Source organism: Rickettsia fournieri (genome assembly GCF_900243065.1).
Classification (GTDB): Bacteria; Pseudomonadota; Alphaproteobacteria; order Rickettsiales; family Rickettsiaceae; genus Rickettsia; species Rickettsia rickettsii.
In genome coordinates, this window is sequence record NZ_LT978484.1 from 469,153 (window position 1) to 491,765 (window position 22,613).

Here is a 22,613-nt window from a genome sequence, read left to right on the forward strand (position 1 = left end):
ATATAAAATTTTAATTTAAATTGAGATATTTGTAATGAATAAGTTAACAGAACAACATTTACTAAAAAAATCAAGATTTTTAAAATATTCTCTGTTTGCCTCTATTTCAGTAGGAGCAATAATTACAATACCTTTTGAGGGTATGGCGATGAGTAAAGAAGCATTTCGTATCGACCTCAGTAATAAATTGTTGAATCACGTGTCACAATTAAACGGACACAAAGATACGACAAATACCCCGCAGCAGATAGGAACAGTAATTGTACCGGAACCAGAAATAAACACATATACTCCATCTGAAATAAGAGAAATGAAAATATCTAACAAACCTAAGGCATCTAATCCATTAAAAGATGTTCCTATAGAGGATCATTATAAAGTGGTAGTACATAGTAAGTCTGATGTCGAGAAAGCAAGAAAAGTACGACCAATTACTAGACGCAAAACATTTGCAGGCACTGAAAAAACAGCACAAAGTCAAAGTACTTATACTCCTGAATCGACAGAACAAATGCCTCAAAAATCAGAGATTATAATAACAGAGTCTTCGCCTACTTTTAGCCCAGATTCAAATAGTTTTGTCACTGCACCTAATACACCAAATACTACCCTGACATCACCTGAACATTATACTACGGCACCTGGTACTCCATCATCAACACCGGCGACTCCGTATCAGCCTACTTCAGATTCTAAACCAAATGATAGTTTAGGAGCTAATACACCACCAAACATAAACACAAACTCAAAGGCAGCACGAAGATTATCGTTTAGCAGTAGCGACCCGCAACAACAGACAGTGCAATCTAGCTCACAGGTTAAACCAGAAGTTCCTCTGAAGCCGACATTTGTACCGTTGCCTACAAAAAAAAGCAGTACTGAAATTGCAGCAGGAATGGTAAGTAATATATCACGAGTTAATGAGATGATAGGAATCAAGTTAGCTGAAGTAACACAGGCTATTAAAGATACCACAGGTAAAAAAAATAAAAAACCATTGCAGAAGTTGTATAAGCAGCTAACTTCAGCACAAAAAACAACAGAAGAACTCAAGTCAAGAGCTGAAGAGATAGAAACAAAAATCAAAATAGGTGAAAATAAAGATAAAATAAAGAAACTTGAAAAAGAGTTAACAAGTAAAAACAATAAAGCAGATAGATTATTTCAGAAAATAGAAAAAATAGATATTCCAGCAAATAAAGTTTCGATAAAATCGCAGGAAACAGTTCCGGTTACAACGGCGTCAACCAAAGTTAGTGCGTTTCAAGCACAGCAAGCAAGAATTAATGAGGCTCGGCAAGGTGTATTTAATAAAAATAAATCAAGCGGAGATAATGCAAGAAAAAGTAGTGCTAGAACAGAAATAGAAAAGAAAAAACAAGAAGCACAAAAGCAGTTATCAGAAATAAAGAAACAAGAAAAAGCTATAAAAACGGCATCAGATAAAGCTAAAGAAGTAGCTGCTAGTGCGAAAAAAGAAACAAGTAGAACGGCATTACGAGCCATGCAAGATAAAATGAATGGTGATTCTGACGGTCCTACTTATAAGCAGCCGCCAAAAGCAAAGCCAACCATACCATTAAGTCATGGGGTTCAGAGAATTTTATGTGAACAACCAGAGGATGAAGATGGGTACTTAGTGCCAAGAAAAGTTCAGCAGCAACCTTATACAGTAATGTTGCCGAATCAAGAAATAGAGGACCCTATTCCAAGTCATTCAAAAGATATTTACGAGTCTAAGGTTTCACAATACATTAATTATTTGAATAGCATACAGCCAAATCAGTCAAATCAAGCTCAAATAGATAGTGTAATAGATAGTTTAGCAACAGAAATGAGAAAGTTTAGTGCGGATCAATTTAGTCAAAAATTAGGTGAGATTGCACATCTTGCCAGTATAAAGGCATATGAAGGTTTGTTCGAGAAATTATATGAAATTCAGCAAGCTAGAATTTCAGAAACTCAAAAAGTATATGAGCAAGCGGAAATATTTCAGTCTTATGCAGAGTATGAAGAGAATTTAAGAAAAAGCAGTATTCCAGTATTATCACGCTCGTCTTCAGCTAAAAGTGTAATATCATCAAATTTTGAAGAAAAATCAGCATTGTTACAAACCACAAATACAGATGAAAGCTTGAGATCTGACAACAATTGGAAAAATCCTGCACCATATTCTTCAAGTCCAAAGCTTGACAAAAGAGGATTAGAATATTTAGATTTAGCTGGCGACGCGTTCGTTCAGAATCTAAAACAACCTGATACGTTAACTATAGAAACTCTTAGTTTAATAACGCCAACACAAAATACAACGGTTGCTAAAAGTGACTCATCGAGGAAAAATAATGTAAGTGGAAGTATTCCGGAGATACAACAACTGCAATCAGAAAAAATGCGTGCAGAAACTTTAGGTGTGCAGGATGATCTAGAGCTATATTTACATTATACACCTCAAGAAACTTTAACTGAAGAAAGTACCTATTTAGTTTCTAGTAAGAACAAACAAGGTAATATAATAAAGAGAGCTGTATCAAAAGTAGGGTCAATTTATGCAGAGAACAGAAAAAGGAAAAGAGATGGAGAAACCTCAAAGCAAAGAACAGTAGATCAAGAGGGAGAATTTGGCCACGCTTGGGGAAATGAGAATCATAAGGAGTCTAGTTTAAGTGTAGTTAGTGGATTCACAAAAAAGGCAACTCAGCTTATAAGCCTTTTAGATGCAAAGAGAACCGCAATACTGCAAACAACCAGTCCTTCACAAAGAAAATCACTTAGTTTAGTTTTACAGGAAATAGAAAATGATTACCGAGAAGCAATTAAAATCTCTCAAGAATTACAGAAGGTATTAATACGCAAACCGGAAGATATAAAAGCTTATAATGCAAAAGCAGAAAAAAAATTGGATGTTATTAAAAGTAGAGCAGATAAATACTTTAATAATATAGAAACAGAAACAGATGCAGATGTTGGATTTAATCCAAATGGGGGAAATAGTCATTCTATGCCGACTGCTAATATGGATAACTTACCAAAAAATTTAGCTGTAACCCCACCTATAAATGTAGGGTCACTATATAACTCTCCGCAAGCTCAACAATTTCGAGAAGATCATAAAAATATTATAATAAATGATAGATCACAAGGTAGACTAAATTTGGTTGATAGTACTATTAAAAAAGGTACACAGCCATTATCTAATTTATCTACTATATATAAGTCGGTTAGTTATGAGAATTTAGCATCAGAAACAATATATAAGACAGAGCAACCTAAGCCATCTATAAGTTACACGAATACTAGTAAACGAAAATTACCTATACCATTATTCAGAAGTGCCGAGCTTGACAAGAAATTAGAGTATTTGGATTTAGAAGATAAATTATTAGAAGTAGAGGAAGCTAGAATAGTTAAGGAAAAGCAAGCTATTGCCACATTGGATCAATATCAAGATCCAGAAAACCCAGAATTTAAACGGTTAGCTATGGAAGCACTAGACTTATCTTCAAAAGAATCACAATTAAAAGCAAAAAGGAAAACCATAGCAGCAGAATTTTCTTTAAATGAAAAGTCTTCAAGCACAGATGTATCAATATTACGTTCCTATTCAATTGATGACATAAGCAGTGTACTTAGTGATGCAGAATCAAATCTATCCCGTTCACCTTCGGTTAGTGGCTTAGAGGATTTAAATAATTCTAATGTTATGAAATTAGGGGAATTAAAATCTAAACATAAAAAAATAGCCAATGATTATAAAGCTAAGGAATTGGAGTTAGATACTTTAAATCATGATGATCCAGAAAAGATTTGGTTAGAAGGGGAGATAAAGCATCTAGATACTGAGTCTAAACCTAAGGTAACTGAGAGTAAGCCGGTATTTTCATGTTCATCTTCAGTTGGTAGCATAAACAGCTTCTCTAATGGTGATGATTTGAGTAGTCGTGATGTTGTAACTTTGGTAGATACTCTAACTAGAGAAATTGATAAAGATTATGTAGATACCTATATAAGAGTATTAAGCAATAAAATAAAAAAAATAGAAGAATTGCCTGGCTCAAGTTCTAGAAGTGAGGAACTTAATCATATTAAAGAAGCAATGGCTTATATAAGTAATCGTATACAGGATGTAGAGGAATTAGATGAAAAAATGCTTTTAGCAATAAATGCACGATTACAAGAACATGATGAAAAAATTTCTTCGTTACTTCTAGAGAAGTATACAGGCGAAGAAGCTGCAGATATTCTTGCTCAGTCATTGTTACAAGAAATGTTAGTGTCGGATGGTAAATCAGAATCTATCTTACCTGCAGGAGATGAAGAACAAGAAGACACAGAAGTAAGTAGACAATTATCTTCATTACCTGCACTTGCATCAAGTAATGAGTGTGCATTAGCATTAAGTGACGATAGAGAAAAGGAATGTTTAGCATTAGGCGATGGTAGCGAAGATGAAGAAAGTTATGATTCAGGGTTTGAAGAGGAAGAAGAAACAATAGGGCAATTATCCGATTCCGATGGGGGTAATCTTAAAATAACGGAAGTTGATACTGCTATTCCTCTTGAACAGGAAGCAAAAAAAGAAATGCAAACGCAAATTTCAGAAAACGCTCCTACTTTAAATCAAGCGAAAGTTGTTAATACTATTGTAAATAATATGATTCGTAACAGATTAGATGCATCTATGAATATGTCTAATAATATGGTAGCAGTGGGAGCCGGTGATGAAGAAGAGTCTCATATAAAAAGAGGTTTGTGGATGCGTGGTATGTACGGCACTAATAATCATGGACGCGTTGAGAATATGACCGGTTATAGAGGTACTAACAAAGGTGCTACTATCGGGTTTGATGCTGAAATCGACAATAATATCGTAGGTATAGCTTATAGTAATGTTCATTCAGTATTTAAATTTAAAAATAGTAAAAATAATGATAAAGAACTTATTAATAGTCATGTGGTTTCTATTTACGGACAAAAAGAATTACCGAAGAATTTTGCACTACAAGCTTTAGTATCTGCTTCTAAAAACTTTATTAAAGATAAAACAACTTATTCATATGGTGATACTAAAATTAGAAGTAATGTAAAACATCGTAATCATAGTTATAATGCGGAAGCATTACTGCATTATAATTATCTTTTGCAGAGCAAGTTCGTTATTACCCCGAATATCGGCTTAAGATACGGGAAGTCACGAGACGGGGTATATAATGAAATCGGTGTTAACGTACAAGAAATAGCTCTTACAATGAAAGAGAATAATATATTGTCCGGAATTGTCGGTACTAAAGTCACAGTACCTTTAAAAGATGCTCTAAAATTTAATAATTTAAGTCTAACATTCCAAGGAGCGGTAGAACATAATTTTAAAGAGAAAACCCAAAGAATAAATAGAGTTGTTAAAATATTTGATAATACATTCAAACATAATTATCTAATACCGAAGCAACCGAAAACATCCTATAATTTAGGAACGGGTATTATAGGCAGTATCAAAAATACTACTATTTCGTTGGATTATAATTATTATCTAAATAAACATTATAGAAGTCATCAAGGTAGTGTTAAGCTTAAGGTAAACCTATAATTTTTATACTTGCAATATTTGCAAAGGTGTTATATAAAACTTCTAACTTAATGTCATAGCCACGGTATGACTAATATATCTATATTGCTTACTTTAAATTAAGGCCCCTTCGTCTAGCGGTTAGGACACCACCCTTTCACGGTGGGAACACGGGTTCGAGTCCCGTAGGGGTCACCATTCTATATTTTCCTATAATATAAGATCTTAAATAATCTAATTTTAAATTCAGAATAAAAATAATAGTTGAAAATAATAACTTTTAATTTATGATGCTTCAAAAAAATCGGCTGAAAACACAAAGTTCAGTTCAATTAGTATTATACAATATTCTCAAACTATAAGTGACTATAAAACAATTATAGTGTGTCTAGAAAAGCATGCCCCTTCATTTGTTCATTTAGATTTTAGCAATCTACATTTAACGCTTCCGCAGCTAGAGGAAATAGCTGCTAAAATCCAAAATAATAATTTTATCGGTAATGTAAGCTGGGGCAAGGTGCCTAATGCTTCTAGTGAGCTTGTACAAAAGATTGAAAGTAAAATTATCTTAAATAATCAAAACTATAAAGCACCACCCTACCGACTTTGTCCATGGTTTATTTAGTTTACATGCTTATATGGATTCTACGGAAAATGATATTGTAGAGTTTGCTGTAGAAAAAGAAAATAATGAAAAGGTCAAAACCCGAAATGAACAATTAAAAGACAGGAAAGTATTTAAAATATTTAACAAGCCTGAAATAGGTAGATATTACGCAGTAAGCATATGTAAATGAAAAAGTAAAACAAATGGTACTTACCTATCGAGGTACTACATTTGAAAAATTAGATTTGCTCAAAACTAATTCACCGTTTAAAGCTCATTTTAAAAGTATTTTAGGTGGACAGATAGTGGCACAGCAAGCGGCCGCATATGAAGCTACAAAGGAGATTACCAAATATGCTGAAGAGAATAATTATAATTTATCTTTCACAGGTCATTCTTTAGGTGTATGGCTCGCAGAGCTTAGTTTATATTTTGCTCATAGAGATTTTCATTATCCAAAAGCAAAGGCAATCACATTCGATAGCCCGGGTTTAGCTACAGAAAATCTTTAGCCGCAGATGTATAGCCATGAAACTACCTTTGACGTAAAAATTTTAAATATAACAACTTATTTATCAGCTCCAAATTTTGTAAATGTCTGTAATCCGTATATTATGGGACTGTTGCGAGATGAGAGGATAGCAGGTATAATTAAAAAAAACAAAAAATATGTTCATATGTCTGAGTATCAAATGATAATGGTAAGTTTAGATGAGTTAATAAGTGTGGATCATCAATATCGTAAATTCAAAAGTTTATTCAATTTTAAAGCAGTTGAAGCTGAGTTATTAGCAGTAGAATGCGAAGCTAACTATAAAGGCTATGGTATAGTGAGGCTGTTTAAATGTTTGCTGCTGCAATTTATGGAAGACTTATCGGATCGGGAATTGGAACGTTATTTAGCTGATAGCACAGCGGCAAAATGGTTTTGTGATTTTGCTCTTACAGAGAAGACGCCTGATTATAGTGTATTTAGTAAAATACGTAAAAAAATAGGCACTAATTTACTATCAAAAATATTTGTAAAATTCCGAGATCAACTACGAGCACAAGGCTATATGGGTGAAGTATTTACCTTTGTAGATGCTTCTCATTTAATCTCAAAAGCTAATCTTTGGGAGGAACGTGATAAACTAAGAACACAAAAATATGATAAATTGAATAATGAGACTCTGCCTAAGGTTGTAAAGGATAAACAAGCTAAAATTGGCTGTAAGGGAGCAAATAAATTTTGGTATGGTTATAAAAAACATGTGAGTGTCGATATTCAATCAGGAATGATCAATAAGGTTGCAGTTACCCCTGCAAATGTTACTGATAGCAAAGGTTTTAAGCATGTTATGCCAAGCTCCGGTGCTACATATGTTGATAAAGGTTATTGTACAATCTCTGCCAAGAATGCAGCAGCTAAAAAGGGGTTCCATCTTTGCTCAATAAAGAAAAATAATATGAAAGATAAGAATTTTGACCTTGATAAATATTATACGAAAATCAGAGCACCTTTTGAGAGGGTATTTTCAAAAGATAATAAACGGGTTAGATATATAGGAATTGCCAAAAATCAATTCTCTGAATTTATGAATGCCATATGTTTTAATTTAAAACGATTAGTGGTTTTAACAACTTTAATAGCTTAGAGAAATTTGTTAATAAAAATCCTAACTCTGTAAACAAATCTCTATTAAATTACTATACTATTGAATAAATTTTATCTCAATATTAAACAGAATTTCTTTTTAAAAATATTTGGACAGAGCTAAATATTTATTTATCTGTTTTCCTCTCATTTTACTATTAAAAATTATCTCGCAACAGTCCCATTATATAAAGCACTTGATATTTATTACCTTTAGCAAGCAATCTAATATATAAAAATGCTACTGCAACGACATTTGGAAGCTTCTTAGAGGTAATCGATCAGCTTATATAAGCGGTAATATTGCAACCGGACAATTTTTAGGGGTTTATAAGCGTTTAGAAAATAATGCCGCACAAGGTTGCCCATCAAAAGAGATCATAACCCCTGAGGGAAAATTTGAACTTTCTTACAAAGGTCATTATCGTATAAAAGAAGTAAATTTGTCTGTAGATATAGCAAATACAAATAATAAGGACAGTAGCGATTGGTATCTAGCACAGTTGAGCAAATTGAGTATAGATAAAAAAGAAATACCAAATTTAATAAAACAACAGTTAAAAGTAATAAAAGAACTATATGAAATAAAACCTCAATATGGCAAATATTATATCTTTACAAACTTACCTAAAGTTAAAGTAGATGATTTAAGAGAGCAAATTTTAAGGTTAATTGAAGTAAGTAGGGAAGCAAAGGAAGTATTAGAAGACTGCAATGCTTATACTCCTAATGAATCAATTAAAGTTACAGAAAATATAATTAGCAATTTACCCACCTTTATCAACTTATAATCTGATCGTCCATAATGAAATATTACAACAAATAGAAGAAACTTTAAACGAAAAACGATTTGTAACAGTTAGTGCTTTCGCTGGAGCCGGTAAAACCACTCTAGCTATAAAATATGGAGATAGACAAACACAAGCGAAAAAGAAAATAGTACGTTTTATTAACACAGATTCTGCGGACAAAGTCCTTGAAGCATATAGACAACTTGCTAAAGAATTTACTATTTACGTAATAGATGAAAAGGAAGAAAACATAATAAGATTAGTCCATGAGAGGATTGCTAATTTAAATTCAGCTATATTATTTATTTTTGATAATGTTGAAGATCATAAATATATAGAGCCTTATCTTAACAGTATAATTAATATACTTAATGATAAGGTACAAGTGATAATTACTACTAAAAATAATAATTTAAGTGATGATATAGAAAATATTATATTAGAGTCTTTTAGTAAAAAAGAAGCGATATTATATTTAAAGAAATCTCTAAAAAATAGATTAACAAGAAAGATATTGATAAATTAGTAGAAGACTTTGGTAGTAACGATGCTGCATCACCTTATGGGACTGTTGCGAGATGAGAGGATAGCAGGTATAATTAAAAAAAACAAAAAATATGTTCATATGTCTGAGTATCAAATGATAATGGTAAGTTTAGATGAGTTAATAAGTGTGGATCATCAATATCGTAAATTCAAAAGTTTATTCAATTTTAAAGCAGTTGAAGCTGAGTTATTAGCAGTAGAATGCGAAGCTAACTATAAAGGCTATGGTATAGTGAGGCTGTTTAAATGTTTGCTGCTGCAATTTATGGAAGACTTATCGGATCGGGAATTGGAACGTTATTTAGCTGATAGCACAGCGGCAAAATGGTTTTGTGATTTTGCTCTTACAGAGAAGACGCCTGATTATAGTGTATTTAGTAAAATACGTAAAAAAATAGGCACTAATTTACTATCAAAAATATTTGTAAAATTCCGAGATCAACTACGAGCACAAGGCTATATGGGTGAAGTATTTACCTTTGTAGATGCTTCTCATTTAATCTCAAAAGCTAATCTTTGGGAGGAACGTGATAAACTAAGAACACAAAAATATGATAAATTGAATAATGAGACTCTGCCTAAGGTTGTAAAGGATAAACAAGCTAAAATTGGCTGTAAGGGAGCAAATAAATTTTGGTATGGTTATAAAAAACATGTGAGTGTCGATATTCAATCAGGAATGATCAATAAGGTTGCAGTTACCCCTGCAAATGTTACTGATAGCAAAGGTTTTAAGCATGTTATGCCAAGCTCCGGTGCTACATATGTTGATAAAGGTTATTGTACAATCTCTGCCAAGAATGCAGCAGCTAAAAAGGGGTTCCATCTTTGCTCAATAAAGAAAAATAATATGAAAGATAAGAATTTTGACCTTGATAAATATTATACGAAAATCAGAGCACCTTTTGAGAGGGTATTTTCAAAAGATAATAAACGGGTTAGATATATAGGAATTGCCAAAAATCAATTCTCTGAATTTATGAATGCCATATGTTTTAATTTAAAACGATTAGTGGTTTTAACAACTTTAATAGCTTAGAGAAATTTGTTAATAAAAATCCTAACTCTGTAAACAAATCTCTATTAAATTACTATACTATTGAATAAATTTTATCTCAATATTAAACAGAATTTCTTTTTAAAAATATTTGGACAGAGCTAAATATTTATTTATCTGTTTTCCTCTCATTTTACTATTAAAAATTATCTCGCAACAGTCCCTTAAAGCAAGTATTGAGTTGGAACAAATGCCTTTAAATGCAAAATATTCTAAAAGGATACCGGAATTCATAAATACAAAAAGCGGTAAAATAAAGTAATTTACAAAAGGACGAGTTAAGTTTTCAAGTTTTTTAAAAGAAGTATTAAATTCTCCTTTTATATTAACAGGTATAAAAAGTGCTATAATGGCTCTGCATAAAGTATCGTGAATACCTGACTCCACCATACTAATCCATAATAATAAACCTACAATTATATAATAAAATAATTGTTTAACTTGTCGATAATTCAATATAAACAAGATGAATATAATTATAGAGGAAATTAATAATGCCGGAGTATTGATTGTTTTAGTATAAAACAAAGCTAGTATAATTAACGTAAAAGCATCGTCAATTAATGAGAAACCTATAATAAAAGCTCGTAATTCTAAAGATATATGTCGGCTGAAAAAAGATAAAATACCAAGGACAAAAGCAGTATCAGTTGCGATAGGAATAGCCCATCCTTTTATTAATCCCGGTTTATCGTAATTAAAAAACATGTATATTAAGACAGGAATTACCACACCTCCAAGGGCTGCCGCTGCAGGTAATATTAGTTTTTTTATTTTTATGTTCACCTTCTACTAGGTGAAATGTCATCTCTAAACCTATTAATAAAAAGAAGAAAGTCATGAGACCGTCATTAACTAACTCTATAAAAGTTGTTTGTAAACTTACATTTCCTATTGTTAAAGAAAATTTACTGTAAATAAAAGAAGAATAATATTTTGTTAGGAAAATGTTATTGCTGACAATTATTGCTAAGGTAAAAGCAATAATTAATAATATACCGGCAAAAGTACCTGATTTAATTAATTCTCTTAACTGGTTATTTATACTCATGATTTTAATATTAGTTATAACAAGCTCATAATAATAAGTTATTTAAATTCATTAAGAAAGTCAAAAATCTATATAAATCCATAGCAATAATTTATTTTTTAGTGAGATAAAAAGTTGTTTTTTGTACTTTTATAAGCTTGTATAATAAGTGTAAGAAGATATAATTATTAATTACAAAAAAAAATATCTAAGCAATTCTTATGTTAGCAGAACAGCAAACCGAATGGATTGAATGTATTATCAGCAATAACCTTGTAAATAAGGGATGGCATATAGATAATGATACTAAAAAGAATGTTTATTTCCAAAAACCAAAATCAAAAATAGAACAGACAAGATTAAACGGAAAAAGACCGGATTATATCTTATATGAAGATATAAAAGGCGATGGAGTATTTCTTAGAAAAAATTACATCAACGGAAAAATGATTTAGGCGAATATTTTACACCGAGAAATATAGTTAAAACCATTATTAATTTGGTTGATCCTAAATTTAAAGAAACAATTTATGATCCTTTTTAGGTACAGGTGGGTTCTTAACTGAAGTTTTTAATTATATCAAAGAAAATAATATAATTAATACCGGTGTAGAAAAATTAAGATTTAATACATCATATGGGCGAGAGTTAACCAAAACCGCTAGAATCGCTAAGATGAATATGATTTTGCATGGTGATGGACATAGCGGAATTCAGCAAATAAATAGTCTTGAGAACCCTAATGATGTTAAACCCTTAACTGATCAGCAGTTAAAGTTTTATGTAATTGTTGCTAATTGCCATTTTTTCAAACTATCACTAAAAAAACTAGCAAAAACGGCAAAACTATAACAGAAAATCATATAACTTCTCTTTTTATAACGGCATTGCAAAAAATAACGGTGATGCTGCTTGTGTTTTGCATTGCCTGCAAAATTTAAAAGAGGGTGGTAGAATGGCATTGGTAGTACCTGAAGGGTTCTTATTCAGAAAAGACACCGCTGCTGTTCGTCAATTTTTACTATCAAAAGCAAAGCTGCAACTCGTTATCTCTCTACCGCAAGGTACTTTTTTACCTTATACAGGAGTAAAAACGTCAATACTTTATTTTATCGATGCACATAAACCGAATAATTAAAAAGAATATTGGTTTTATGAGGTTAAAAATATCGGCGTTACATCTAGACAATAAAAAAAGAAAAATTGTCGGTATAAATGATTTAAACAGGCGAGGATGGAAAATTAAATTTATCTAAAATTCCTTTTATAGATCTCGATATAGATCTCGATTTTTATCAAATAGCTAAAAAGGATTGGTGAAAAACAATGATATTTTAATGTGTAAAGATGGAGAATTAACGGGTAAAGTATGTTTTGTAGATGATAAAATTTTACCGCAAATAGAAGTAATGGTTAATGAACATGTTTATATTTTAGAGGGAAACCGAATATTATACATCAATCTTATTTATTTTATTGTTTAAATAGCGATATAATTCAAAATCAAATTAATAAGAACTTAGCTTATAATAAAGGTGCTCAGCCTGGTTTAAATAGAGAACATATAAACTCAATTTATATTTCTCTTCTGTCTCTAGAAAAACAACAGAAAATTATTGAAGAATTGAATAGCTATCAAAAGATAATAGAGGGGGCAAAACAGATAATAGATAATTGGCATCCTTATTTTGAAATAAATAAACAATGGGAAATTGTTAAATTTGGCGATATCGTTATCAATAAATTAAAAAGTAATATTTTATCTCTTGAGCATAAGGAGTATACAACATTAATAGTATGTAAAAAAGGTAAAATGATTAACATTAATACTGCAATTAAGGGGATATTCCAGTAATAGCAGCTGGTCGGGTTAGTCCTTATTCACATAATCAATATAATTTTAACGGTAACATAATCACTATTTCTTCAGCGGGAGCGTATGCTGGATATATTTGGTATCATAATTCACCAATGTGGGCTTCAGATTATAACGTAATCTATTCAATTAATGAAAAACTATTGTTAACTAAATATCTATATTATATTTTAAAATCTCAGCAAAATATAATATACCAAAAGCAAGCTGGATCAGGTCAACCTCACGTTTATTTGAAAGATTTAGAGGATTTACAAATTCCTATCCCACCTCTTGAAGAACAGCAAAAAATGGTAACAGAGCTTGACAAAGTAAGATTGACAACCTTAAAAACTATATAAAACAATTTGAAAACAAACTAAAAACCACATTAAATTCTCTTTGGCAATAATTGATGTACATTAACTACTTAAAAGATTTGATTGGTTTTAAGTCTGTAACTCCTAAGAGCGATGGGGCTATTGAGTATATTAATGATTTGCTTAAACAGCACGGCTTTAAGACCGAAATAAAAATATTCGGTAATTCTAAAAGTGAGCAAGTCACTAATCTTTATGCTGTTTTTGGTAGCAATGAGCCTAATATTTGCTTTGTTGGTCATGTAGATGTAGTGCTGGCAGGCAATCATGAGCTTTGGCATAATGCGAGGCCATTTAAAGCTAGCCAGCAAGACGGTAAGATATATGGCAGAGGTGCGGTGGATATGAAAGGGGCTATAGCGTGCTTTCTAGCTGCCAGCTTAGATTTTATAAAAAATAATACCGATTTTAAAGGTTCCATTAGTTTCTTACTTACTAGTGATGAAGAGGGAAAAGCAAAGCATGGTACTAAAGAAATGCTGCAATATATTTATGATCAAGGATATAAGATAAATTTTGCTATTGTCGGTGAACCTACTTGTGAAAAAGAAATAGGCGATGCAATTAAGATTGGCAGAAGAGGAAGTGTTAACTTTAAATTAAATATAGAAGGCTTAAGCGGGCATGTAGCTTATCCTCATAAAGCAAATAACCCATTGCCTTGCTTAATAATAATATTGAATGAGTTAACAAATATAAAACTTGATGAAGGTACTGAATTTTTTCAACGTTCAAATCTTGAAGTAACGAATATCGAGGTCAGTAATAATACTTCAAACGTAATTCCGGCAAGTACTGAAGCATCTTTCAATATACGTTTTAATAATTTACATAGTGCAGAAACTTTAGCAAAACAGGTAGAAGAAATTATTAAACAGCATTGTAAAGAATATAAAGTAGATTATAAGTTAGAATATAGTAGTTCTGCTGAAAGTTTTATTCAGAACCCTAGCGATAAAATAAAAGAATTTGCTAAAGTAGTAGAGCATACGCTTAAAATAAAGCCTGAATTCTCTACAAGCGGCGGTACGTCGGATGCAAGATTCGTCAAAAATTATTGTCCGTTAGTAGAGTTTGGTTTATTATCCGAAACGGCACATAAAATAAACGAATACACAAAAATTAGCGATTTACAAAAATTATATGATGTGTATTATAACTTTTTGATGGAAATACTTTGATGTCATTCCCGCAGAGGCAGGAATGACATAGAATCCATGCAACAAGGCCACCTTTTTACAGGAATGGCATTACCATACGCGGATGTGATGGAACTGGTAGACATGCAAGATTTAGGTTCTTGTGCCGTGAGGCGTGGGGGTTCAAGTCCCTTCATCCGTACCACTTAAATTTTCTCATAAAAAATAACATAAAATTTTTATGCAGCAATTTAGTATTTATCAAACAAGCGATGAATTGCTTCTAAAATCGATATTGCTTCTGATAGAAAAATGCTATCACTCTGATCTTAAAAGTGTGATATTAACTGCAGATGCAGATCAACAAGAAATGCTCAATAAAAATCTTTGGACTTATTCACGTAAGCAATTTATACCTCACGGTAGTAAACTTGATCCGCAGCCTGAAAAACAGCCGATTTATATTACCGATGAGTTACAAAATCCTAATAATGCTAGTGTGCTTGTTATTATTTCGCCTACAGATATAGGAAAAATTTTACAAGCAAAAGAGTATATAAGAGTTTTCAAAAGGATAATTATAATAACCGATTTACCGGAAGATTTAAAAGAATTAACAGTTAAAATAAATAAATTTACCGGACAGGAAAACAAAATAGATTGTTTTACTCAAAATCCTCGTGGAGCTTGGAATAAAGTAGTCTAATAAATTTATATTCTTTTACGTACAAATAAATATAATCCGATCGTTAAAGCAATAACCAAATTGAAATAACAAGCAAAAATAAAATCTAGATTTTTTGAAGCAAAATTTTGTAATATAAAATGACTTGAAGTAACTAGCAATACTGTTAAGGCAGAAAATAATACCGGCATAAAAGTTGTTTTTTTGCTATAAGGATATCTCAAAAAAACTGCAAGTGCTACAAAAGGTAATACAAAATTGTATAAAGGCCAAATTATTCTTTGATGTGCTTCAGCAATTAATTTAATTTTTTTAGTAATAGCTAAATCATGAGGAGGGGCAAGTAATTCGCTTATATAATATTCGTTTGCTTCTTTATTATGTTTAGTTCTTTGCGATACTAAAGGATTATCATTTTGCAGTTTTATCATTAAAGAATCGAAAGTTAACTGAGTTAAATTACCGTTTACGTCATATTCTTGTCTTATGCCTTTATTAAGTTCAAAAATCGGGCTATTATCATATATATTAAGAGTACCTGAACCCGCAAATATTACTGATGGGTTATCAGCGTTGCGGTTATCAAATATTATTACGCCGTTCATAATATTTCCTGCTGATTTTTTATCTATAAAAACAGTGATATCTTTCGTTACTTTATTAAAAGTTTTCTCTTCAATCATACTTGAGATATAATTATTCTTTATAAAGTTTAAACGTGATTTTAAGTTTATATGAGATAACGGCAGGATGGTAGAAGATATATAATAAGCAAGTAGCATAACTATTAATGCGACATATAAAGCAGGTAGTGCTAGCTGTACATTATTAACTCCTGAAGCTTGTAATATAATTAATTGTCGCTCGACTTTTAAATTATTATAGATATAGATCACGGTAATAACCGTTATTACCGGTAACAGAATAAATAATAAAGTAGGAAGTACTAAAACTATTAAACTGAAGAAGTCTATAACTTTTATACCTTTATCAAATAAATATAAAAGTTTTAATATTTGCGTTATCCATACTATACTAGTCACTGAAAAAGTAACGACTATAAGCAGCGGTAAGATATTTTTTATAAAGTATTTTCGGTATAGTAGCATAATGTTTGTTTGGTTTTTTGATGTCATTCTCGTTTTTAGCTAGGAGCGACATCAAACGCTTTTCAAAGACTGTCCAGTACTATGGATAGTTAGATGGTTTTTGGGGGAACTCGTTCCCGGTTCATTTCAAAATAATTAAAAACCAAGTGCACTGTGTGAACCTAATCGTATTAACTCCAATGTGTCAGCATCGGGTTTTCTATAAATTAATACTAAATCCGGTTTAATATGACAATCTCTAAAATCTTTCCAATTACCTCTATAAGGGCATGATCTCTCATATGTATAGGTCATGTTATATCAGCAACCAAGTATCTAACTGCTTTCAGTAAAATATCATCCAAATTTATTCCACGTTTAAACTGTGCAGTACGTTTAATCGTTCTCATTTAAATCAGATAACAAATTATTGATATTACCAACATGAACTAATTTGCCGCTTCTTGCAGCTTTCATAGCTTTAATTGTTTCATCATTTGGGATAAGTGGATCAAACGGCAATGCTTTTTCACGAGCAACACGAAATAACAGCATACGAACAGCATCAGATAAAGTAAGTCCCATAGCAGCAAGCACTAAAGCTGCTTCTTCTTTCACGTCTTCATTAATACGGGCTCGCACAATAGAATCAGCAGACATAAAAATCTTCTTTCAATAATGTAGCTACATTGTAGCGCGCATATTAAAAACTTTCAAGATTAAAAAACAAGTTTTTTATATGTTTTTTCTTAATTACTGCCTCATTAATAGAAAATCCCCGATCTTTCTTATTATATGATTTGCAAAGATACGATAAATTAACTTACCTATCAGTATTGTTATAAATGCAATAATAATGCCGTAGATTATATCACTTGGGTAATGCATAGCAAGGCTTATGCGAGATAAAGACACGAGCATAATAACACAAATCATTAAGATTTTTAATGGTAATTTTATATAATTCCAAGCAAAATACGTTACTAACACGCTAAGAGCTGCGTGGCTGCTTGGAAAGCTTGAAAAGCATCTTTCGTTTGCAGTATTTATTATGGTCATGAAACTATCTACAGGAAGACTGCAATAAGGGCGAGGGAAATTAACTGAAAATTTAAGAGCGGTAAAAATTAAACCGAATACCCCGTATATTATACCGATTTCAACTAACTTATTATAATTGTGCCAGAATTTATTTTGCCGCTTCTTATCATTTTTGGTTTTCTTTAATTGAATATAAAAATATATACAGTATAAAATATATATTAAGGCGAAATTAGCGATATTAAAACAAAACGAAATTATTTTAAAAAAATAAGGTATAAAGCCGATATTAGTAAGTTTATTCAAAAATAAGAATATTTCTTGATTTAAGCCGCAAAAATTATAAAAAACTTCAAACATTATTTTAAATATTTATGTTACAAGTAACAATACTTGGGTGTGGAGCATCTATAGGCGTACCGGTGATCGGATGCGATTGTAGTACTTGCACATCTCCTTCAAAGTACAATAAAAGGACTAGATCAGCAATATATATTAACGATGAAAATAGTCAAATATTAGTTGATTTCGGTTTTGATATTAGAAATCAACTATTACGAGAAAAGATAAATAAGCTCGATTGTGCTATATTAACACATTATCATTCCGATCACGTTAACGGCATCGATGATTTACGAGTATTTACTTTTATGCAAGGCAAGCCATTTGAAATCTATACAGATCACGATAGTACGGCAAAGCTCCATACAAAATTTGATTATCTATTTAACAATAAGTTATTTAAGCTTGGGCGACTGTTCACAACTCAATCTGTTAGTTTTTTTGATAAAATTAAGATTAATACTATCGAAATACAATTTTTTAGACAGCATCATGGTCCTATAGATAGCTTAGGCTTACGTATAGGTGATTTCGTTTATTCGCCCGATTTAATCGATTTTCCTCCTGAATCAGATAAATTTTTAAAAGATATAAAAATATGGATATTAGATTGTATGGATTATAAATCAAATCCGAATCATGCAGGGCTTGATAAAGTTTTAGGATGGCGTGAAAAATATAAACCTGAGCAGATATTATTAACCAATATGAGACACACGATAGATTATCATGAGATTACGAAAATGCTTCCAAATAACGTTAAGCCGCTTTATGACGGTTATAAATTTATGGTCTAGTTTATGATTATTTTAGAAAAAGTTTGTAAGCGTTATGGCAAGAATTACGCAATTAAGAATATTGATTTAAGTTTTACTACTAAGGAAACTACTGTAATAATCGGTCCTTCGGGAAGCGGTAAAACTACTCTGCTTAGAATTTTAAATAATTTAGAAGAACCAAGTAGCGGTACTTTTTTGGTAGACGGGAAGAAGCTACTGCTTAAAGATAGAAGAAAGCTTCTTTTAAAAGTTGGTATGGTTTTTCAAAATTTTAATCTATTCCCGCATTTAACGGTAGGAGAAAACCTAATCTATACGCCGGTAAATGTTTTAAATTTGCCAAAAGAACAAGCAATTTCTATGGCAAAGGAATTGCTTGCAAAATTTAAGCTAACGCAAAAATTTGACTCATATCCGGCAAGCCTATCAGGAGGGCAAAAGCAACGTACCGCAATAGCAAGGGCTTTAATGATGAAGCCGAAAATTTTGTTATTCGACGAACCGACTTCGGCACTCGATCCTGAAAATATTAAAGATGTTATAGAGAATATAAATTTATTAAAAGATCAAATGAGCATGGTAGTAGTCACGCACCATTTGAAGTTTGCAAAATTAATAGCGGATCGTGTTATTTTTATGGATCAAGGACAGATTTTAGCAAATCAGCCTGCCGAGGATTTTTTTAATAAACCGGCATCGCATCGAGCTAGGTTGTTTTTAGAGAATATCGGCGATTTAAGGTGATTTTCTTGATAAAGATAAAATTATAGCCTATAAATTAGTATTTAGATTTAGTATTAATTATAGGTATCCTCAATGAACTTAAAAAACTGGCTACGTCGTCTAAATAAGTTCGCAGGTAGCCACGTATTAAGGATACGCTCCGCTCCTAGTCTTGCAGACTCCTTGCTCTTTTCCAAGTTGATCTTCGTATAACTTTCTTCGTTTACTTGGAGTCAATAATGGAACATATTTATGCAAATCTAGCAGTTAGTATATCAGAATTTAAAAAAAGCCCTACTACATTATTGGATAAGGCAAGTGGTGAGCCTGTTGCCTTATTAAATCATAATAAACCGATTGCTTATCTAATTCCAGCTGAATTATATGAGCAAATTATTGAAGCTTTAGATGACAAATATTTATTAGAGCTTGCTACTTATTAGATTAAAAGATAAAGAAAAGGCAATAGCGGTTAAAAGTAGCTTTTGTCATTCCCGCGAAAGCGGGAATCCAGTAAAAAATGGTAAAAATAAAAAAAATCATATAAAAATTTAGTATATAATTTGTTTAGAAAGCTGGATTCCTGCTTTCGCAGGAATGACATAGAATCAATAAATAATATCGCCATATGAATAAAAAGCTTATCCTATTTTTTAGTATAATGTTACTATTATCACATCGTACAGTTTTGGCACAGACATGAGTAGAATTACCGCAAAAACTAAAAAGCTTGAATTGCAAAAAGACGAATTACAAGGAGGAGCCATTGCAATTTTATACAAAGGTGAAGTTATTTATAAAACAACGTTTGGAAATCAGAAAGGTAATAGTGGAGTTATTTATGGATAAAACTTTATTTCCTTTAGCATCGGTTTTAAAAGCTGTTTCAGCAACGGCAATTGCATTAATGGTAGATCAAGATAAGTTGAGATTTTGACGGAAAATTCAAATTACCATACCTAAAATGCTATTAGTCTTAATAATATTTTAAGCCATACAACAGGTTATCAATTCTCAGGAAATATTGAAATTGAGCAAGGAATGAATCGCTCAAAGCTTTTAACGTTGCTAAAAAAACAACAAGCTAGTTGTAAACCCGGGCAATGCTATAAGTATAGTAACATATTTTAGTTTACTTGAAGAAGCTTTAAATTGTAAAAAATCAAGTTTAAATGCTGCAATAGATAATTTGCGTACAACGCTTAGAACGCAAGATATACAAATATTACCGCTAGGGCCGAATGTACAACTTGCTTATCCGCATTCTAAAGCAATAATAGACGGACAGGAGGTAATAACATTGCTGCCGTTTCCGCCTTATTACCCAAAGACGGTACCTGCATCTGTCGGTATTTTTGCATCGATAGATGGAATGATTGAAATATTCACACTTAGTTTTGGTTATAAACCGAATCTTATTGCTAAAAGTACTTTAAGATCGTATGTATAAAATAGTAGAATCAAACAAAGATGTTTTTGGATTTAAATGGCAACCGATTTGGCCTATTGATCAAAAAATGATTGAGTCATATTATGCTCTTGGATGGCGTATTCTTAAAGTAAAAGGATGCTCAAATAAGGATTTAATTTTTCACTCAGGCTATATAATTAACGGTATTAATTCTTTTTTTGGCTTTATACCGTCAGAAGAACTTGGAATTATTATTCTAGTGAACCAAGAAGGTAGTTTTCCACTTAAAAATGGGCTGGGACTTTGGTTTGATTATATAGATTAAAATTTATATACTCAGATAGAACTTCGTATACCTATTCTTTATTTACTTGTAATATATTATATGAATAAAAAACTCATAAAACTTATTTTTATCATTTGCAGCACCGTAATTGTAACCGGTTTATTATACAAATATATCAATCAACATTATCCAAAATTTTTTAAAGTACCACAAAATATAGGAAGTTTTTGTGCGTCATTATTAATATTATTTAGTATAATTTACAGTACTATTAGCCAAAATGAAATACGCAGATTTTGTTTGCAATTAGCAATGTGGGCAGTAATTTTCTTAGTTATAATAACTGGTTATGCTTTTAGGTTTGAGCTGAACTACGCTTATCATAGAGTAATGTCTGCTTTAATTCCATCATATAAATGGTCTACTGAAGTCGGAGAAATTATTATAGCCCGTAGCAGAGACGGGCGTTTTTATATCAATGCTTTTGTAAATAACGTTAAAATAAAATTTATGGTAGATACAGGGGCAAGTGATATAGCTTTAACTAAAGAAGATGCTCAAAAATTAGGCTTTGACTTAACTAAATTAAAATATACTAGAACTTATCTAACAGCTAACGGCGAAAATAAAGCCGCCCCTATAACCTTAAATAGTGTAGTAATCGGTACGGAATTTAAGAACATTAAAGGACATGTAGGTCTTGGTGACCTTGATATTTCGCTTCTTGGTATGTCGCTACTTGAGCGTTTCAAAGGTTTCAGGATTGATAAGGATTTATTGATCTTGAATTATTAGACTTCTTGCATAACTTGCTTCTAAAGGCAATTTGTACGTCGATCCTAATCCCTAATCTTCACGTATGTGTATATATGCTGCAGCGGCAAGTGCTTCCGTGTATCCTTTAAATTCCTCTCTATAAACTGCTTTGGAAAGATGTCTATTTTTTACAAATTTCCTTATTATTAAGAAATAGTTAAATTATTAATTATTTCTTGGCCTTTATATCAAAAAGTGCCAACATGCCTTTTTTAAATAAAAGGGGTTTTGTGTATCAATATAAATATGACGAAATCAATTTGTTTAATACTATTTACAATTAAGACATTAAGAAGATCAAAGAACTTGTCAATAATAAGATGGCTGTTTCTAATGAGTTTGCAGCAATACCACTAAATGAACACGATGATACACCTCTGCATATAGCTTCTATTCTAAGTAAAGAAAATATAGTTAAAATACTACTTAAGACAGAGGCTAATCCTGATGACGTAAATTGTGAAGATGATTTTCATAAATTGGCAGAAGAATGTAGAAACGGAAAATTTAGTAGAAATTTTCATTTGAAAAATTAATAGAATTTATAGCTTGGAAAGCATCAATAAAACTTTTGGATACTAATTATAATATTGATGTTGTTAAACTTTATCTACAAGATGCTCGTAATTTGAAAAGTTTTTTAGAAACCGGTAAAAAAGAGCTAACAGAAGAGCAAAAAGAAAAATTAGAGCAAAAATTAGATAAACTAAACGATATGATTATCCCGTCTCTTAGGTATAAAATAGGGATAAAACGCTATTGAAATATAAAGAAATATATAATGAAGAATATCAAATATTAAAAGAGAAACTTAAAGTTTTGCCTGAGATAGCGCAAA

General features: G+C 31.3%; 27 protein-coding genes, 2 tRNA genes and 5 pseudogenes. 28 read left to right on the plus strand and 6 right to left on the minus strand.

Translation table 11 applies throughout. The annotated features are described in order from the left end of the window. Positions 1–34 precede the first annotated feature (34 nt). The 9 genes and pseudogenes from C4Q30_RS05530 to C4Q30_RS05565 all read left to right on the plus strand — a co-directional run bounded on the left by C4Q30_RS05530 (position 35) and on the right by C4Q30_RS05565 (position 10,182). Entirely contained in the window at positions 35–5,584 is a 5,550-nt protein-coding gene (locus C4Q30_RS05530; RefSeq protein WP_103897438.1) for an autotransporter domain-containing protein, read from the plus strand. Positions 5,585–5,686: 102 nt separating this feature from the next. Beyond that, a tRNA-Glu gene (locus tag C4Q30_RS05535) sits at positions 5,687–5,761 on the plus strand. A gap of 184 nt (positions 5,762–5,945) precedes the next feature. Further along, positions 5,946–6,188 carry a hypothetical protein gene (locus C4Q30_RS09810; protein ID WP_245207503.1) on the plus strand — a complete coding sequence of 81 codons (243 nt, stop codon included), beginning with the start codon at positions 5,946–5,948 and terminating at the stop codon, positions 6,186–6,188. A 13-nt stretch (positions 6,189–6,201) separates the two neighbouring features. Then, on the plus strand, positions 6,202–6,360 hold the full coding sequence (locus C4Q30_RS09815; protein ID WP_245207504.1) for a hypothetical protein: 159 nt from the start codon (positions 6,202–6,204) through the stop codon (positions 6,358–6,360). 13 nt (positions 6,361–6,373) lie between these two features. Beyond that, positions 6,374–6,682 (plus strand): lipase family protein, encoded by a 309-nt coding sequence (locus tag C4Q30_RS05545; RefSeq protein WP_209445211.1) that lies wholly within the window; start codon positions 6,374–6,376, stop codon positions 6,680–6,682. A 102-nt stretch (positions 6,683–6,784) separates the two neighbouring features. Beyond that, positions 6,785–7,807, plus strand: coding sequence for a transposase (locus C4Q30_RS05550; RefSeq protein ID WP_209445172.1), 1,023 nt, complete (start codon positions 6,785–6,787; stop codon positions 7,805–7,807). A gap of 442 nt (positions 7,808–8,249) precedes the next feature. Next, entirely contained in the window at positions 8,250–8,597 is a 348-nt protein-coding gene (locus tag C4Q30_RS05555) for a hypothetical protein (protein WP_103897439.1), read from the plus strand. Between the two features lies 1 nt (position 8,598). Then, positions 8,599–9,179, plus strand: a pseudogene (locus C4Q30_RS10515) (ATP-binding protein). Then, positions 9,160–10,182, plus strand: a complete 1,023-nt coding sequence (locus C4Q30_RS05565; RefSeq protein ID WP_209445172.1) for a transposase — start codon at positions 9,160–9,162, stop codon at positions 10,180–10,182. The pseudogene C4Q30_RS10515 and the gene C4Q30_RS05565 overlap by 20 nt, the downstream one beginning before the upstream one ends. Before the next feature lie 99 nt (positions 10,183–10,281). Here C4Q30_RS05565 and nhaA read toward each other — a convergent pair. Continuing rightward, positions 10,282–11,251 (minus strand): annotated as a pseudogene (gene nhaA, locus C4Q30_RS10725) (Na+/H+ antiporter NhaA). Between the two features lie 200 nt (positions 11,252–11,451). On the opposite strand from nhaA, the gene C4Q30_RS09080 reads away from it, so the two are divergent. The 10 genes and pseudogenes from C4Q30_RS09080 to C4Q30_RS05605 all read left to right on the plus strand — a co-directional run bounded on the left by C4Q30_RS09080 (position 11,452) and on the right by C4Q30_RS05605 (position 15,310). Further along, positions 11,452–11,685, plus strand: a complete 234-nt coding sequence (locus C4Q30_RS09080) for a hypothetical protein (protein WP_209445212.1) — start codon at positions 11,452–11,454, stop codon at positions 11,683–11,685. Positions 11,686–11,708: 23 nt separating this feature from the next. Next, the gene (locus C4Q30_RS10275; protein WP_280641706.1) at positions 11,709–11,774 is read left to right on the plus strand and encodes a hypothetical protein; all 66 of its coding nucleotides are present in this window, start codon (positions 11,709–11,711) and stop codon (positions 11,772–11,774) included. A gap of 53 nt (positions 11,775–11,827) precedes the next feature. Further along, complete coding sequence (locus C4Q30_RS10280) at positions 11,828–12,082, plus strand: N-6 DNA methylase (protein ID WP_280641707.1); 255 nt, start codon at positions 11,828–11,830, stop codon at positions 12,080–12,082. A gap of 67 nt (positions 12,083–12,149) precedes the next feature. Next, positions 12,150–12,368: an N-6 DNA methylase gene (locus C4Q30_RS10285; protein ID WP_280641674.1), complete on the plus strand. Its 219-nt coding sequence runs from the start codon at positions 12,150–12,152 to the stop codon at positions 12,366–12,368. A 178-nt stretch (positions 12,369–12,546) separates the two neighbouring features. Continuing rightward, a pseudogene (locus tag C4Q30_RS09835) lies at positions 12,547–12,839 on the plus strand (restriction endonuclease subunit S); the annotation flags it as partial. Positions 12,840–12,854: 15 nt separating this feature from the next. After that, positions 12,855–13,085, plus strand: coding sequence for a hypothetical protein (locus C4Q30_RS09840; RefSeq protein WP_245207583.1), 231 nt, complete (start codon positions 12,855–12,857; stop codon positions 13,083–13,085). After that, positions 13,085–13,447, plus strand: coding sequence for a restriction endonuclease subunit S (locus C4Q30_RS09845; protein WP_342447544.1), 363 nt, complete (start codon positions 13,085–13,087; stop codon positions 13,445–13,447). The genes C4Q30_RS09840 and C4Q30_RS09845 overlap by 1 nt, the downstream gene beginning before the upstream one ends. Before the next feature lie 53 nt (positions 13,448–13,500). Beyond that, on the plus strand, positions 13,501–14,646 hold the full coding sequence (gene dapE, locus C4Q30_RS05595) for a succinyl-diaminopimelate desuccinylase (protein WP_103897441.1): 1,146 nt from the start codon (positions 13,501–13,503) through the stop codon (positions 14,644–14,646). A gap of 78 nt (positions 14,647–14,724) precedes the next feature. Continuing rightward, positions 14,725–14,809: transfer RNA gene (locus tag C4Q30_RS05600), tRNA-Leu, on the plus strand. Positions 14,810–14,845: 36 nt separating this feature from the next. Next, a complete protein-coding gene (locus C4Q30_RS05605) occupies positions 14,846–15,310 on the plus strand; it encodes a DNA polymerase III subunit chi (protein WP_004997101.1) in 465 nt (154 codons plus the stop codon). Positions 15,311–15,315: 5 nt separating this feature from the next. Here C4Q30_RS05605 and C4Q30_RS05610 read toward each other — a convergent pair whose 3' ends face one another. The 4 genes from C4Q30_RS05610 to C4Q30_RS05625 all read right to left on the minus strand — a co-directional run bounded on the left by C4Q30_RS05610 (position 15,316) and on the right by C4Q30_RS05625 (position 17,778). Continuing rightward, positions 15,316–16,398, minus strand: coding sequence for an LptF/LptG family permease (locus C4Q30_RS05610; RefSeq protein ID WP_103897442.1), 1,083 nt, complete (start codon positions 16,396–16,398; stop codon positions 15,316–15,318). A gap of 135 nt (positions 16,399–16,533) precedes the next feature. Further along, positions 16,534–16,692, minus strand: a complete 159-nt coding sequence (locus C4Q30_RS10785) for a type II toxin-antitoxin system mRNA interferase toxin, RelE/StbE family (protein WP_458692642.1) — start codon at positions 16,690–16,692, stop codon at positions 16,534–16,536. Between the two features lie 81 nt (positions 16,693–16,773). Beyond that, complete coding sequence (locus tag C4Q30_RS05620) at positions 16,774–17,037, minus strand: type II toxin-antitoxin system RelB/DinJ family antitoxin (RefSeq protein ID WP_014014920.1); 264 nt, start codon at positions 17,035–17,037, stop codon at positions 16,774–16,776. A gap of 93 nt (positions 17,038–17,130) precedes the next feature. Beyond that, the gene (locus C4Q30_RS05625; RefSeq protein ID WP_103897443.1) at positions 17,131–17,778 is read right to left on the minus strand and encodes a phosphatase PAP2 family protein; all 648 of its coding nucleotides are present in this window, start codon (positions 17,776–17,778) and stop codon (positions 17,131–17,133) included. 14 nt (positions 17,779–17,792) lie between these two features. Between C4Q30_RS05625 and C4Q30_RS05630 the strand changes: the two genes are divergently transcribed. The 7 genes and pseudogenes from C4Q30_RS05630 to C4Q30_RS05655 all read left to right on the plus strand — a co-directional run bounded on the left by C4Q30_RS05630 (position 17,793) and on the right by C4Q30_RS05655 (position 21,754). Further along, positions 17,793–18,557: an MBL fold metallo-hydrolase gene (locus C4Q30_RS05630; protein ID WP_103897444.1), complete on the plus strand. Its 765-nt coding sequence runs from the start codon at positions 17,793–17,795 to the stop codon at positions 18,555–18,557. Positions 18,558–18,560: 3 nt separating this feature from the next. Next, positions 18,561–19,283, plus strand: a complete 723-nt coding sequence (locus C4Q30_RS05635; RefSeq protein WP_014014917.1) for an amino acid ABC transporter ATP-binding protein — start codon at positions 18,561–18,563, stop codon at positions 19,281–19,283. A 218-nt stretch (positions 19,284–19,501) separates the two neighbouring features. Further along, a pseudogene (locus tag C4Q30_RS05640) lies at positions 19,502–19,736 on the plus strand (type II toxin-antitoxin system Phd/YefM family antitoxin); the annotation flags it as partial. A 292-nt stretch (positions 19,737–20,028) separates the two neighbouring features. Beyond that, complete coding sequence (locus C4Q30_RS09850) at positions 20,029–20,199, plus strand: beta-lactamase family protein (RefSeq protein ID WP_245207505.1); 171 nt, start codon at positions 20,029–20,031, stop codon at positions 20,197–20,199. A 252-nt stretch (positions 20,200–20,451) separates the two neighbouring features. After that, positions 20,452–20,712 carry a hypothetical protein gene (locus C4Q30_RS09105; RefSeq protein ID WP_103897446.1) on the plus strand — a complete coding sequence of 87 codons (261 nt, stop codon included), beginning with the start codon at positions 20,452–20,454 and terminating at the stop codon, positions 20,710–20,712. Then, positions 20,705–20,998, plus strand: coding sequence for a serine hydrolase (locus C4Q30_RS09110; RefSeq protein WP_245207506.1), 294 nt, complete (start codon positions 20,705–20,707; stop codon positions 20,996–20,998). The genes C4Q30_RS09105 and C4Q30_RS09110 overlap by 8 nt, the downstream gene beginning before the upstream one ends. Positions 20,999–21,058: 60 nt before the next feature. Continuing rightward, the gene (locus C4Q30_RS05655) at positions 21,059–21,754 is read left to right on the plus strand and encodes a TIGR02281 family clan AA aspartic protease (RefSeq protein WP_103897447.1); all 696 of its coding nucleotides are present in this window, start codon (positions 21,059–21,061) and stop codon (positions 21,752–21,754) included. Positions 21,755–21,808: 54 nt separating this feature from the next. Here the strand turns inward: C4Q30_RS05655 and C4Q30_RS05660 are convergent. Next, a pseudogene (locus C4Q30_RS05660) lies at positions 21,809–21,919 on the minus strand (palindromic element RPE1 domain-containing protein); the annotation flags it as partial. 176 nt (positions 21,920–22,095) lie between these two features. On the opposite strand from C4Q30_RS05660, the gene C4Q30_RS05665 reads away from it, so the two are divergent. Both C4Q30_RS05665 and C4Q30_RS05670 read left to right on the plus strand, forming a co-directional pair. Beyond that, a complete protein-coding gene (locus C4Q30_RS05665) occupies positions 22,096–22,311 on the plus strand; it encodes an ankyrin repeat domain-containing protein (RefSeq protein WP_103897448.1) in 216 nt (71 codons plus the stop codon). A 35-nt stretch (positions 22,312–22,346) separates the two neighbouring features. Then, entirely contained in the window at positions 22,347–22,538 is a 192-nt protein-coding gene (locus C4Q30_RS05670; RefSeq protein ID WP_014121166.1) for a hypothetical protein, read from the plus strand. Positions 22,539–22,613 lie beyond the last annotated feature (75 nt).

Bases quoted from the DNA above. Each gene is read 5' to 3' on its own strand.
- C4Q30_RS05530 (WP_103897438.1), top strand. From the start codon at position 35: ATGAATAAGTTAACAGAACAACATTTACTAAAAAAATCAAGATTTTTA.
- C4Q30_RS09815 (WP_245207504.1), top strand. From the start codon at position 6,202: ATGGATTCTACGGAAAATGATATTGTAGAGTTTGCTGTAGAAAAAGAA.
- C4Q30_RS05545 (WP_209445211.1), top strand. From the start codon at position 6,374: ATGGTACTTACCTATCGAGGTACTACATTTGAAAAATTAGATTTGCTC.
- C4Q30_RS05550 (WP_209445172.1), top strand. From the start codon at position 6,785: ATGGGACTGTTGCGAGATGAGAGGATAGCAGGTATAATTAAAAAAAAC.
- C4Q30_RS05565 (WP_209445172.1), top strand. From the start codon at position 9,160: ATGGGACTGTTGCGAGATGAGAGGATAGCAGGTATAATTAAAAAAAAC.
- C4Q30_RS09080 (WP_209445212.1), top strand. From the start codon at position 11,452: ATGTTAGCAGAACAGCAAACCGAATGGATTGAATGTATTATCAGCAAT.
- dapE (WP_103897441.1), top strand. From the start codon at position 13,501: ATGTACATTAACTACTTAAAAGATTTGATTGGTTTTAAGTCTGTAACT.
- C4Q30_RS05605 (WP_004997101.1), top strand. From the start codon at position 14,846: ATGCAGCAATTTAGTATTTATCAAACAAGCGATGAATTGCTTCTAAAA.
- C4Q30_RS05610 (WP_103897442.1), bottom strand. From the start codon at position 16,398: ATGCTACTATACCGAAAATACTTTATAAAAAATATCTTACCGCTGCTT.
- C4Q30_RS10785 (WP_458692642.1), bottom strand. From the start codon at position 16,692: ATGACCTATACATATGAGAGATCATGCCCTTATAGAGGTAATTGGAAA.
- C4Q30_RS05620 (WP_014014920.1), bottom strand. From the start codon at position 17,037: ATGTCTGCTGATTCTATTGTGCGAGCCCGTATTAATGAAGACGTGAAA.
- C4Q30_RS05625 (WP_103897443.1), bottom strand. From the start codon at position 17,778: ATGTTTGAAGTTTTTTATAATTTTTGCGGCTTAAATCAAGAAATATTC.
- C4Q30_RS05630 (WP_103897444.1), top strand. From the start codon at position 17,793: ATGTTACAAGTAACAATACTTGGGTGTGGAGCATCTATAGGCGTACCG.
- C4Q30_RS05635 (WP_014014917.1), top strand. From the start codon at position 18,561: ATGATTATTTTAGAAAAAGTTTGTAAGCGTTATGGCAAGAATTACGCA.
- C4Q30_RS09110 (WP_245207506.1), top strand. From the start codon at position 20,705: ATGTATAAAATAGTAGAATCAAACAAAGATGTTTTTGGATTTAAATGG.
- C4Q30_RS05655 (WP_103897447.1), top strand. From the start codon at position 21,059: ATGAATAAAAAACTCATAAAACTTATTTTTATCATTTGCAGCACCGTA.
- C4Q30_RS05665 (WP_103897448.1), top strand. From the start codon at position 22,096: ATGGCTGTTTCTAATGAGTTTGCAGCAATACCACTAAATGAACACGAT.